9 protein-coding genes are annotated in these 12,031 nt (G+C 71.1%); all 9 read left to right on the top strand.

Going from position 1 to position 12,031, the window contains the following annotated elements; genetic code table 11:
* Window positions 1-82 precede the first annotated feature (82 nt).
* The 9 genes from EXE58_RS00720 to EXE58_RS00680 all read left to right on the top strand — a co-directional run bounded on the left by EXE58_RS00720 (window position 83) and on the right by EXE58_RS00680 (window position 12,024).
* Window positions 83-3,727: a fibronectin type III domain-containing protein gene (locus EXE58_RS00720; protein ID WP_167288587.1), complete on the top strand. Its 3,645-nt coding sequence runs from the start codon at window positions 83-85 to the stop codon at window positions 3,725-3,727.
* Between the two features lie 70 nt (window positions 3,728-3,797).
* Window positions 3,798-4,301 carry a ribosome maturation factor RimP gene (gene rimP / locus EXE58_RS00715; protein WP_135266112.1) on the top strand — a complete coding sequence of 168 codons (504 nt, stop codon included), beginning with the start codon at window positions 3,798-3,800 and terminating at the stop codon, window positions 4,299-4,301.
* Complete coding sequence (nusA, locus tag EXE58_RS00710; RefSeq protein ID WP_135266111.1) at window positions 4,301-5,281, top strand: transcription termination factor NusA; 981 nt, start codon at window positions 4,301-4,303, stop codon at window positions 5,279-5,281. The genes rimP and nusA overlap by 1 nt, the downstream gene beginning before the upstream one ends.
* Window positions 5,282-5,320: 39 nt before the next feature.
* Complete coding sequence (locus EXE58_RS00705; RefSeq protein ID WP_341869523.1) at window positions 5,321-5,617, top strand: YlxR family protein; 297 nt, start codon at window positions 5,321-5,323, stop codon at window positions 5,615-5,617.
* 140 nt (window positions 5,618-5,757) lie between these two features.
* Entirely contained in the window at window positions 5,758-8,565 is a 2,808-nt protein-coding gene (gene infB / locus EXE58_RS00700) for a translation initiation factor IF-2 (protein ID WP_135266110.1), read from the top strand.
* A gap of 146 nt (window positions 8,566-8,711) precedes the next feature.
* Window positions 8,712-9,173, top strand: coding sequence for a 30S ribosome-binding factor RbfA (rbfA, locus tag EXE58_RS00695; protein WP_135266109.1), 462 nt, complete (start codon window positions 8,712-8,714; stop codon window positions 9,171-9,173).
* Window positions 9,173-10,048: a tRNA pseudouridine(55) synthase TruB gene (gene truB, locus EXE58_RS00690; RefSeq protein ID WP_135266108.1), complete on the top strand. Its 876-nt coding sequence runs from the start codon at window positions 9,173-9,175 to the stop codon at window positions 10,046-10,048. The genes rbfA and truB overlap by 1 nt, the downstream gene beginning before the upstream one ends.
* Window positions 10,049-10,159: 111 nt before the next feature.
* Window positions 10,160-11,032, top strand: a complete 873-nt coding sequence (locus EXE58_RS00685) for a hypothetical protein (RefSeq protein WP_135266107.1) — start codon at window positions 10,160-10,162, stop codon at window positions 11,030-11,032.
* Between the two features lie 53 nt (window positions 11,033-11,085).
* Complete coding sequence (locus tag EXE58_RS00680; RefSeq protein WP_135266106.1) at window positions 11,086-12,024, top strand: bifunctional riboflavin kinase/FAD synthetase; 939 nt, start codon at window positions 11,086-11,088, stop codon at window positions 12,022-12,024.
* Window positions 12,025-12,031 lie beyond the last annotated feature (7 nt).

Genomic DNA, 12,031 nt, shown 5'->3' with positions numbered 1-12,031 from the left:
CCAACCTATCGACAGTCCGGCTGTCTAGACCTACGTCATGTCACGGATGACGAGCATCTCCGCTCGGTGGTGTGATGCGTCCATGATCGTCCCGAGCGGCTTCCCGGCACGCGCACTCGCGGCCTTCGGGCTGGCGCTGGCCAGCATCCTCGTCCCCAGTGCCGCCCCCGCGACGGTGGACGACGGGGACGCGAGCTGCGCATGCCCGACACCTGGCCCCTACGTCGCCCCAGCCGGCACGGAGGACCCCTTCATCGGTGACGACGGGTCGTCCGCGCAGACCGCTCCGCGCTACCGGGTCAGCGTCTCGGGCGCACCGCCCGCCACCACCGTGGAGGTTCGCCGAGTCAGCGACAGCTCCCTGGTGCTCAGCCTGACGACCGCCCTGACGCACTGGGGGTTCAGCCCCGACCAGGACCGCTTCGTCGTGACAGGCCTCGTCAACGGGCTGCACGAGGTGCGCCTCCACGACCTGACCAGCGCCACGCCCGCGTCGCCCGTGGTGCAGGTCTCGACCACCGAGCACGGTGCCCGCCTGGGATTCAGCCCTCACGGCGAGTACTTCGCCTACACCGGGCTGCTCGACGGCACCAGCAACACCGTGCGCACCCAGGTCTGGGACTCGCGCACGGGCACGCGGCGCCACGACACGACGTACGTCTTCGACGTGGGCGCCTCGCAGGGCGACGAGCTCGGCGAGGCGGGCTTCGGCTTCAGCCCCGACGACGACGAGTTCTTCTACGCCTACCGGTCGGGCCAGCAGACCGTCCAGTGGAGCCTGGTCGACCTCGACGCCGGTGTGCAGCGCTCCTCGGGCACCATGACCGGCACCGGGTTCTGGCAGTTCAGCCCGTGCGGGGAGGTCCTGGCGCTCGTCGAGCAGAACAGCCAGGCCTCGATGGAGGTCACCCTGCGCAGCACCGACACCGGTGCGGTGGTGTCCAGCACGTCGTACCCGGTCGCGGACATCGACTTCGTGCGGACCGCCACCCACCACCGCGCCGTCGTGGACGGCGTCGCGCACGACCTCGTCGCGGTCAGCCCGCCGGTGCCAGACGTGTGCGCACCCCGCTGGCCGGACCAGGCCGCGCTTCAGGCAGAGGCATCGGGTCCGGGACAGGTCACGTTGACCTGGAGCGCCGCGACCGACGACACCGAGGTGACGGCCTACCGCGTCTACCGCGGTACGACACTCGTGGGCTCCACCGCCGCGACGCCACGCGAGCTGGTGGTCTCCGGGCTCTCGGCGGAGACCACCTACACCTTCCGGGTCGAGGCGGGCGACGCCGCGGGCAACTGGTCGGACGACGGTCCGTCGGTGGAGGTGACCACCGCCGGGGCCGGTCCTTCGTGGCCTGCGGGGGCGAGCCTTCTCGCGAGCGACGTCAGCTCGACCGGTCTCCGGCTCACCTGGAGCTCGGCCGTCGACGACCAGGGGGTCACGGGCTACCGGGTCTTCCGCGACGGCGAGGTGGTGGCGACGCTGCCGGCTGCCCCGCGCACCTACGTCGTGTCGGGGCTGACGCGTGCGACGTCGTACACGTTCCGGGTCGAGGCGCTCGACGCCGACGACCGCGAGTCGACCGGGGGGCCCTCCGTGACGGTCGCCACCGACTCGCGCGAGCCTCTCGACCGCAACGCGGTCCTCGGCACGGTCTACATCGACGCCAACCGCAATGGCATCCAGGACTCGGGGGAGCCGGGCGTGCAGAGCCCCACCGTCTGGAGCGACTACCTCGACGTGTTCGCGTTCCGGGTGGACGCGGCGGGGCGGGTGCTGGACCGGCGCACCACGCAGACCGGCGCCGACGGGTCCTACTCGTTCGAGGGTCTCGCCCCGGGCACCTGGATGGTGGGTCAGGGCAACTACGACGTCTTCTACGGCATGCGTCAGCAGACCAGGCCTGCCGAGCTCCAGCCCCACGTGGTGGAGGTCGGTCCGCAGAGCGGGTGGTCCGGGGTCGACTTCGGCCTGGACGCGGCCCGCTCCTGGCCCTCGGAGTATCCCGACGGGCCCGCCTCGATCAGGGGTGTGGTCTTCGAGGACCTCGACCGGGACGGCGTCCAGGATGCCGGCGAGGACGGCATGCCCGGAATCAGCCCCACCTGCTACCGCATGTCCACCGCGGGCGGTCCCGGCTGCGGCAACGACCTGGGTGTCAGCGGGGCGGACGGCTCCTTCGAGCGCACCGGCTTGGGCATCGGCGTCTACACCGTCCACCCGCCGGTGGTCGACGGGTACTGGCGCACCACGCGCGGGGACTTCGTCGTCGCCGCCACGGCCGGGAGCACGTCCGGCGACGTCGCCTTCGGCCTGGTGGAGGGGCGGTCCAGCATCGCCGGGCTGGTCTTCGCCGATGCCGACGGCGACGGGGTGAAGGATCCTGAAGAAGGCGGTCCGGGCGATGGCGTGTGGCTCAACCTCTGCGCCCAGGGCCCACTGGCCGACGACTGCGTCAACCCCGACGCCGACGGCTCCTACACACTGAGCGGGCTCGTCGACGACGACTACGTCGTCCAGGTCTCCCTCGGCGGTGACCCCAACCTCCGCATCACCACTCCGGCCGCTCAGGGCCAGACGGTGACGATCGCCGTCAACGGGCAGAGCGTCAGCGCGCTGCCCATCGGGGTGAGGGACCTGCGCGGGTCCGTGAGTGGGGTCACCTTCGCGGACAGGGACGGCGACGGGGCGCAGGACGCGGGGGAGCCGGGCCTCGGGGGCGCCGACGTCTGCCTGACGGACACCGCGCCCGGCACCGAGGACGGCACGTGCATGCGCACCGCGTTCGACGACCCCTCGACGGACGCCGACGAGACCGGCCGATACCGCTTCGACCGGGTCCGCCCGGGCACCTACGACCTGACCTCCCAGTCCTTCGACTACCCGCCGACCCTCCCGGCCGGCGGCGAGGCGCGGCTGACCGTCCTCGAGAGCGGGGCCGTGCGCCAGGACCTCGGGTTCGCGCCTCCTGCCGGGGCACCGTCGGTCCCGCGCGACGTCACCGCCGCGCCCGGCCCGAGCAGCGCGGTGGTCTCGTGGCTGCCCGCGGACGCGGGGAGCGCCGGCTCGGTGACCGGCTACGTGCTGCGCTGGAGCCGCAGCCCCGACAGCGGCTCGTGGACGATGTCCGGCCTCGCGCAGGGCCCGACGTACACGATCACGGACCTCGACGAGGGCGAGGCCTACTGGGTCCAGGTCAGGGCGCTCAACAGCGCCGGCGGCGGGTGGTGGAGCGAGCGGGTCCGGGTCGTGCCGGGCGCGGGGACCCCGACGCCCACCCCGACCCCGACCCCCACCCCGACCCCCACCCCGACCCCGACGTCCAGCCCCACCGCGACGCCCACGGCGACCCCGACCGTTGCCCCGACCTCCACCCCCGCGACGACTCCGACGGTCGCCCCGCCTCCCGTCATCGCGCCGCCCACGCCCTCGAGCCCGTCGGCGCCGAGGTCACTCAAGGCGGTCGCGGGCAAGAAGGGGATCACGCTGACGTGGAAGCCGCCGCGCGGGACCAGTGACGCGCGCATCACCGACTACGTGGTGCGGCTCGCGACGAAGAAGTCCGGGCCGTGGCGCACGGTCAAGGACCAGCGTGGCACCCGGACGTCCTGGCTCCTCCCGCGACGCCGCCTCGTCGGCGGTACGACGTACTGGTTCCGGATCGCGGCGAAGAGCTCGGCCGGGCTCGGGGCGTGGAGCAGCCGCGTCAAGGTGAGGTGGCCCTGAGGGGTCTTCGGACCTGCCGGCATGGCCGGTAGGCTGTCGGTCCTACAACAGCACAAGGAGGTCACCCGTCGTGAGCACCCCCAAGCAGGACGCCACCAGGGACCGCATCGAGGCGGAGCTGGTCGACCCCCTGAGTGCGAAGGGCCTCGACGTCGAGGCGGTGGAGGTGACCCCCGCGGGCAAGCGTCGCGTGCTGCGGGTCGCGGTCGACAAGGACGGCGGTGTCACCCTCGACGACGTCGCCGAGGCCACCCGCGAGGTCTCCCGCGTCCTCGACGAGTCCGACGTGATGGGGGAGCAGCCCTACACCCTCGAGGTCACCTCGCGCGGGGTCGACCGGCCGCTGACGCTGCCGCGTCACTGGCGTCGCAACGCCGGCCGCCTCGTCAAGGCCGACCTCCGGGGCGGCGAGGTGGTCATCGGACGGATCACGTCCTCGACCGACGACACCGTCACCCTCGAGGTCGACGGAGTGTCCCGCGAGCTGGCCCTCGGCGACGTCGCCAAGGCACTGGTCCAGATCGAGTTCAACCGCAAGAGCGACGCCGACCGCGAGCAGGGGAAGGACTCCTGATGGACATCGACCTGAGCATCCTGCGGATGCTGGAGCGCGAGAAGGAGATCTCCTTCGAGGTCCTCGCCGACGCCATCGAGCAGGCGCTGCTGATCGCCTACCAGCGCACGGCGGAGGCCCAGCAGCACGCCCGGGTCGAGCTCGACCGCAAGACCGGTCACGTGACCGTCTTCGCCGCCGAGCTCGACGACGACGGCAACAAGATCGGGGAGTACGACGACACCCCCGAGGGGTTCGGCCGCATCGCTGCGACGACGGCCAAGCAGGTGATGCTGCAGCGCCTGCGCGACGCCGAGGACGAGATCAAGTTCGGGGAGTTCGCCGGCAAGGAGGGCGACATCATCTCCGGGATCATCCAGCAGGGTCGCAACCCCGACGACGTCATGGTCGACCTCGGCAAGATCGAGGCGCTCCTGCCTGTCGGCGAGCGGGTGCCGGGCGAGTCCTACGTCCACGGCGAGCGCATCAAGTGCCTGGTGGTGTCAGTGCGCAAGGGCATGCGCGGCCCCCAGATCACCCTCTCCCGCAGCCACCCCAACCTCGTGCGCAAGCTCTTCGCGCTGGAGGTGCCCGAGATCGCCGACGGGACCGTCGAGATCGCCGGCATCGCCCGCGAGGCCGGTCACCGCACCAAGATCGCGGTGCGCACCTCCGTGCCCGGCGTCAACCCCAAGGGTGCCTGCATCGGCCCGATGGGCCAGCGTGTCCGGAACGTCATGAGCGAGCTCCACGGCGAGAAGATCGACATCGTCGACTGGTCGGACGACCCCGCCGAGCTGGTGGGGCACGCGCTGTCGCCGGCTCGCGTGACCTCGGTGGAGATCCTCGACCTGGCCGCCCGGTCCTGCCGCGTCGTCGTACCCGACTTCCAGCTGTCGCTGGCGATCGGCAAGGAGGGCCAGAACGCCCGGCTCGCGGCACGCCTGACGGGCTGGCGCATCGACATCCGGTCCGACGAGGCCCCCGCCCCGGAGGACTGAGTTCGGTATTCCGCCTCGAGGCGGTAGGGTTCTTCCTTGGTGGCACGCTCGTCGATCAACCCTGTCCCCGGTCCTGTGCGGACCTGTGTCGGGTGTCGTGAGCGGGTCACCGCGAGCGAGTTGTTGCGTGTGACTGCAGGCTCGGACGGCGAGGGCCACCTGGTCCTCACCCCCGATCCGGGGCGCACGGCACCTGGCCGCGGGGCGCACGTGCACCCCACGTCCGAGTGCTTCGACCTCGCCGTGCGCCGGCGGGCGTTTCCCAGGGCCCTCAGGGTCGAGGGAGCGCTGAGCAGCACACGGGTGAGCGACTACCTCGCCTCGCTCGACACATGACCAAGCCAAGACCGACCAGAAACTGGAGCAGCAGCTCATGAGCACTCGATGAGTAGTTCCCGATGAGTTTGCACACCCGCTAACGGTCCGAACCACCCCGCCGCACCCTGCGATCCGGGACTCGGGCCAGAAGGAGAATTGTGGCCAAGACCCGAGTCCACGAACTCGCCAAGGAGTTCGGAGTCGAGAGCAAGTTCGTTCTCGAGAAGCTCAAGGAGATGGGCGAGTTCGTCAAGTCGGCTTCCTCGACTGTCGAGCCCCCCGTCGAGATGCGGTTCAAGAAGCAGTACGCCGACCAGCTGAAGGCCGCCGGCGCAGCCGCGCCCGCCGCCGAGCCGGCACCCGCCAAGAAGACCGCCGCCAAGAAGCCGGCCGCCGCGCCTGACGCCGAGGCCCCCGCGGCCCCTGCGGCGTCCACAGCGCCCAGGCCAGGTCCCAGGCCGGGGCCCAAGGCCGCTCCCGCCGAGCCTGTCGCGGAGCCCGTGGCAGAGCCGGTCGCGGAGCCCGCACCCGAGCCCCAGGCGCCCGCTGCCGCTGCGCCGCAGGCACCTGCCACGCCGGAGTCCGGCGAGGGCACCGCTCCTGCGGCACCCCGCCCCGGTGGAACTCCCGGCCCGCGTCCCGTGGGCCGGCCCGGAGCCCCGCGTCCGGGCAACAACCCGTTCGCGCCCAGTCAGGGCATGGGCAGCCGGCCGGCTCCTGCGCGCCCCGACGACACGCGGGCACCTCGCCCGCCGGCAGCACGTGAGGGTGGCGCCCCGGGCATGCCGCGGCCCAACCCGGCGATGATGCCGAAGTCCCCGGCAGCCTTCGGCTCCGGTCCCGGCGGGCGTCCCGCTCGTGGTGGCCCCGGTGGTGCTCCCGGTCGCGGTGGCCCCGGTGGTGCTCCCGGTCGCGGTGGCCCCGGTGGTGCTCCCGGTCGCGGTGGCCCCGGTGGCGGGGGCGGTGCTCCCGGTCGTCCCGGCGGCTTCCCCGGTGGCGGACGCCCCGGTGGTGGACGTCCCGGCCAGCGCGGTCAGACCCAGGGCGCCTTCGGGCGCGCAGGGGGTCCGTCGCGTCGAGGCCGCAAGTCCAAGCGTGCCCGTCGCATGGAGTTCGAGGCCATGGAGGCCCCGACGATCGGCGGCGTGCGCGTCCGCAAGGGCAACGGCGAGACCGTCCGCCTGCCGCGCGGCGCCTCCCTGACCGACTTCGCCGAGCGCATCGGCGTCGATCCTGCGGCGTTGGTGCAGATGCTGTTCTCGCTCGGCGAGATGGTGACCGCGACCCAGTCCGTCGGCGACGAGACGTTCGAGCTGCTCGGCGAGGAGCTCAACTACGTCGTCCAGGTCGTCTCCCCCGAGGACGAGGACCGCGAGCTGCTCGAGTCCTTCGACATCGAGTTCGGCGAGGACGAGGGCGACGAGGGCGACCTCGCCGTGCGTCCGCCCGTCGTCACCGTGATGGGTCACGTCGACCACGGAAAGACCAGGCTCCTCGACGCCCTCCGCAACGCCAACGTGGGCGACAAGGAGGCAGGTGGCATCACCCAGCACATCGGTGCCTACCAGGTGCAGACCCTCGTCGACGACCAGGAACGCCGCATCACCTTCATCGACACCCCGGGTCACGAGGCGTTCACCGCCATGCGTGCTCGTGGTGCCCAGGCGACCGACATCGCGATCCTCGTGGTGGCGGCCGACGACGGCGTGATGCCGCAGACGGTCGAGGCGCTCAACCACGCCAAGGCCGCCGGTGTCCCGATCGTGGTCGCGGTCAACAAGATCGACAAGCCCGAGGCCGACTCCACCAAGGTGCGAGGTCAGCTGACCGAGTACGGCCTGATCCCCGAGGAGTACGGCGGCGACGCCATGTTCGTCGACGTCTCCGCCAAGGCGGGGCTCAACCTCGACAAGCTGCTCGAGGCCGTCGTCCTCACCGCCGACGCCTCGCTCGACCTGCGGGCCAACCCCGACCAGGACGCCCAGGGCCTCGTCGTCGAGGCCCACCTCGACCGTGGTCGCGGCCCGGTCGCAACGGTCCTCGTCCAGCGCGGCACCCTGCGGGTCGGCGACTCGATCGTGGCCGGTCCGGCCCACGGCCGCGTCCGGGCGATGCTCGACGAGTTCGGCAACGAGATCGCCGAGGCAGACCCGTCGCGCCCGGCGATGGTGCTCGGCCTGAGCGCGGTTCCCGGTGCGGGCCAGAACTTCATCGTGGTCGAGGACGACCGCATGGCCCGCCAGATCGCCGAGAAGCGCGAGTCCCGCGAGCGGGCGGCCATGCAGGCCAAGCGTCGCGTGCGCCGCAGCCTCGAGGACTTCATGGCCTCCATGGAGAAGGGCGAGAGCCAGGAGCTCAACCTCATCCTCAAGGGTGACGTGTCCGGTTCGGTCGAGGCCCTCGAGGACGCGCTCGCCAAGATCGATGTGGGCGGTGACGAGGTCTCCATCCGCGTCATCGACCGCGGAGTCGGCGCCATCACCGAGACCAACGTCGACCTGGCGGCAGCCTCCGACGCCATCATCATCGGCTTCAACGTCCGCCCGCAGGGCAAGGCGACCGAGATGGCCGAGCGCGAGGGTGTCGAGATCCGCTACTACAGCGTCATCTACAACGCCATCGAGGAGATCGAGGCGGCGCTGAAGGGGATGCTCAAGCCCGAGTACGAAGAGGTCGCCCTGGGTCAGGCGGAGATCCGCGAGATCTTCCGCTCGTCCAAGACCGGCAACATCGCGGGCTGCATGGTCACCTCCGGTGTCATCCGCCGCAACGCCAAGGTGCGGGTGCTGCGTGACAACCAGGTCGTGGCCGACAACCTCGACCTCGCCTCGCTGCGTCGCGAGAAGGACGACGCGTCCGAGGTCCGCGAGGGCTTCGAGTGCGGTCTGGTGCTGAAGAACTACCAGGACATCAAGATCGGCGACTTCGTGGAGTCCTTCGAGATGCGCGAGATCCCGCGGGGCTGATCCCCACCACCCAGGCCGACCTCGTGCTCGGCGATCCCCGGTCAGCCGGGGATCGCCGAGCATGTCGGCCCTTGCAAGGCCTGACAACTTCAGTGGTCGCCGGTCAGCCGGGGATCACTGAAGAGTCATTTTGAGAGAGTGAGCACATGAGCAACCCCCGCATCCGCAAGATCGCCGACCGCATCCAGGTCATCGTCGCCGAGATGCTCGAGCGCCGGGTCAAGGACCCGCGGCTGGGCTTCGTGACCGTGACCGACGTCCGGGTCACCGGCGACAGCCAGCAGGCGAGCATCTTCTACACGGTTCTCGGCGGTGACGAGGAGCGTGCGAGCACGGCTGCGGCGCTCGAGTCCGCCAAGGGCGTGATCCGGTCCGAGGTCGCCAAGCAGCTGGGCATGCGCATCGTGCCGACGCTGTCGTTCTTCCCCGACGCCCTTCCCGAGAGCGCCCGCGCTCTCGACGAGGTGCTCGAGCGGGCCCGGAAGCAGGACGAGGAGGTCGCCGCGCGCCGCGTCGAGGCCTACGCAGGCGAGCCTGACCCCTACAAGAAGCCTCGGGTGGTCCAGGACGACGACCTCGACGACGAGGACGAGGACGACGAGGGCTGATGGCCCCCACACCCGGTCTGGTCGTCGTCGACAAGGCCGCGGGCATGACCTCCCACGACGTGGTGGCACGGGTCCGCCGCCTTGCAGGCACCCGCAAGGTCGGCCATGCCGGCACGCTCGACCCGATGGCCACCGGGGTGCTCGTGCTCGGGGTCGATCGCGCCACCCGGCTGCTGGGCCACCTCATGCTCACCGAGAAGTCGTACGACGCCACCGTGCGGCTGGGCGCCACGACCACGACCGACGACGCCGAGGGTGAGCTCGTCGACACCGCGCCTGCGGGTCACCTCGAGCCAGCGGGCGTCGCCGCCGCGTTCGCCGCTCAGGTCGGCGAGATCATGCAGGTCCCGACAGCGGTCTCGGCGATCAAGATCGACGGCAAGCGCGCCTACGCGCGGGTCCGCGACGGCGAGCAGGTGGAGCTGAAGGCGCGCCCGGTGACGGTGCACGCCCTGGAGGTGCTCGGCCAGCGCGTCGTGGACGACTTCCTCGACATCGACATCTCGATGCGGTGCTCGAGCGGCACCTACGTCCGGGCCATCGCCCGCGACGTGGGGGAGACCCTCGGGGTCGGCGGCCACCTCACCGCGCTGCGCCGTACAGCCGTGGGTCCCTTCGACCTCGCACGCGCCAGGACCCTCGAGGAGCTGGCCGACGACTTCGCCGTCGTTGCCATCGCGGACGCTGCGCGGGCGACCTTCCCCGGCGTCGACCTCTCGGAGGAGCAGGCCCAGCACGTGCGCTACGGCCGGGCCCTGGACCTGGCACTTCCCGGGGAGGGCGAGCACGCGTTGTTCGCCCCGGACGGCGAGTTCCTGGCCCTCTACGCCCCGAAGGGCGGTCGAGCGACCCCGGTGGCCGTGTTCGTCGGCTGACGACAGCAGGCTGGACGAGCACGCTTCTCACCAGAATCGGGCGTGACAGGGGGCGGTCCTGCTGCACACGCTGGCTGAGACCACCGATCCACATCGCCCGTTGGGGGAAGCATGGACTTCAGGAAGCTACGAGTGCTCGTGTCGGGGGTGGCACTCCTGGGAGCAGCCTCGATCACCACAGTCACCAGCGCATCGGCCGCGGAGACCTCCGCGTCCTCGAGCGCCGCCACCGTCGAGGTGAGCATCAGCAAGACGCACGCAGTGACGCTGCCGACGACGCTCCAGCCGGGCGTGAACGAGTTCCGCGTCACGACGGAGGCGAAGCGATCCGGCTTCCAGCTGGCACAGCTCGCCGACGGCTACACCCTGGACCAGGCCATCGCCGACATCGACAACGGCCTCAACAAGGGCAAGGTGAAGCCGTTCAAGCGCTTCGAGGCGAACGTCACCCTCCTGGGCGGTGTCACCGTCATGCCCGGGACCGTCGGAAAGGTGACGCTCGACCTGCCGGCCGGCACCTACTACGCGACCGACATCGAGAAGAACAAGGCCTCGGCGTTCACGCAGTTCACCGTGGCGGGCGCCGATGCCGGAGGCACGATGCCCTCGGGCGCGACGATCAGGGCGACCAAGAAGGCGACGTGGGCGAAGAACCCGAAGACCATCGATCGCAAGGGCATGCTCACCTTCGAGAACTTCAGCTCGGCAAACCACTTCGTGGGGCTGATGAGGCTCAAGAAGGGCAAGACGGTCAAGGACTTCAGGCGCTGGGTCGAGGCGACGATGAACGGAGAGCAGGGGCCGCCGCCGGTGCGATTCGACGGCGCCTACGACAGCGGCGTCGTCTCCCCGGGTCACACCGTCGCCATGAACTACAAGCTGCCCAAGGGCGACTACGTCCTCGCCTGCTTCTGGCCCGACGCCGACATGGGTGGCATGCCCCATGCGTTCATGGGCATGTACCGCGCGATCAGGCTGAGGTGACCGCAGCAGCACTGCGACGCGGGCCGGGAGGCCCGCGTCGCTAGGCTGCGCGGGTGCAGATCTGGCATCACATCGACGACGTCCCGGCCGACCTCGGTCGCACGGTCGTGAGCATCGGCAACTTCGACGGCGTCCACCTGGGCCACCAGCACGTCCTGAGAGAGGCTCGCGCCACGGCCGCTCGCCTGGGTGTCGACACGGTGGTGGTCGTCACCTTCGACCCGCACCCCATGGCGGTGCTGCGCCCCGAGCACGCCCCACCGACGCTCACCTCGATCCCGACCCGGTCGCGCCTGCTCGACACCGTCGGCGTGGACGCCATCCTCGTGGTGCCGTTCAGCCGGGAGGTCGCGAGCTGGACTCCCCAGCAGTTCATCGACCGCGTCCTGGTCGACGCCCTGCACGCCCGCGGGGTCGTGGTGGGCGCGAACTTCCGCTTCGGGGCCCGAGCAGCGGGGGACGTGACCAGCCTGCGCGAGGCGGGCGAGGCAGGCGGCTTCGAGACGGTCGGCGTCCCGCTCGACGGCGGACCCCAGGTGTGGAGCTCCACCTACGTGCGCCAGTGCCTGTCCACCGGTGACGTCTCGGGAGCGGCCGAGGCCCTCGGCCGTCCGTTCACCGTCCGGGGCGTCGTCGTGGAGGGCGACAAGCGCGGACGTGAGCTGGGCTTCCCGACGGCTAACGTCCCCGTGCCCCCGGTGGACGCAGCTCCGGCCGACGGCGTCTACGCGGGGTGGCTGACCCGGCTCGACACGGACGAGCGGTTTCCCGCGGCCATCTCGGTGGGCACCAACCCCACCTTCGCCGGAGAGCGTGCGCGCCGCGTCGAGTCCTACGTCCTGGACCGCGACGACCTCGAGCTCTACGGCCTCGAGGTCGAGGTGTCGTTCGTCGAGAGGCTCCGCGGGATGGTGAAGTTCGAGGGCATCGACGCCCTGGTCGAGACCATGCACGACGACGTACGACGCGCGCGTGCGGCCCTGGGCGACTGACGCACCC

Source organism: Nocardioides seonyuensis, from assembly GCF_004683965.1.
Classification (GTDB): Bacteria; Actinomycetota; Actinomycetes; order Propionibacteriales; family Nocardioidaceae; genus Nocardioides; species Nocardioides seonyuensis.
This window is presented reverse-complemented; position numbering and strand designations above follow the sequence as displayed.

Excerpts from the sequence above, each read along its gene's own strand:
- truB (WP_135266108.1), top strand. The coding sequence starts at position 9,173 with ATGGCCCCCACACCCGGTCTGGTCGTCGTCGACAAGGCCGCGGGCATG.
- EXE58_RS00720 (WP_167288587.1), top strand. The coding sequence starts at position 83 with ATGATCGTCCCGAGCGGCTTCCCGGCACGCGCACTCGCGGCCTTCGGG.
- nusA (WP_135266111.1), top strand. The coding sequence starts at position 4,301 with ATGGACATCGACCTGAGCATCCTGCGGATGCTGGAGCGCGAGAAGGAG.
- EXE58_RS00685 (WP_135266107.1), top strand. The coding sequence starts at position 10,160 with ATGGACTTCAGGAAGCTACGAGTGCTCGTGTCGGGGGTGGCACTCCTG.
- rbfA (WP_135266109.1), top strand. The coding sequence starts at position 8,712 with ATGAGCAACCCCCGCATCCGCAAGATCGCCGACCGCATCCAGGTCATC.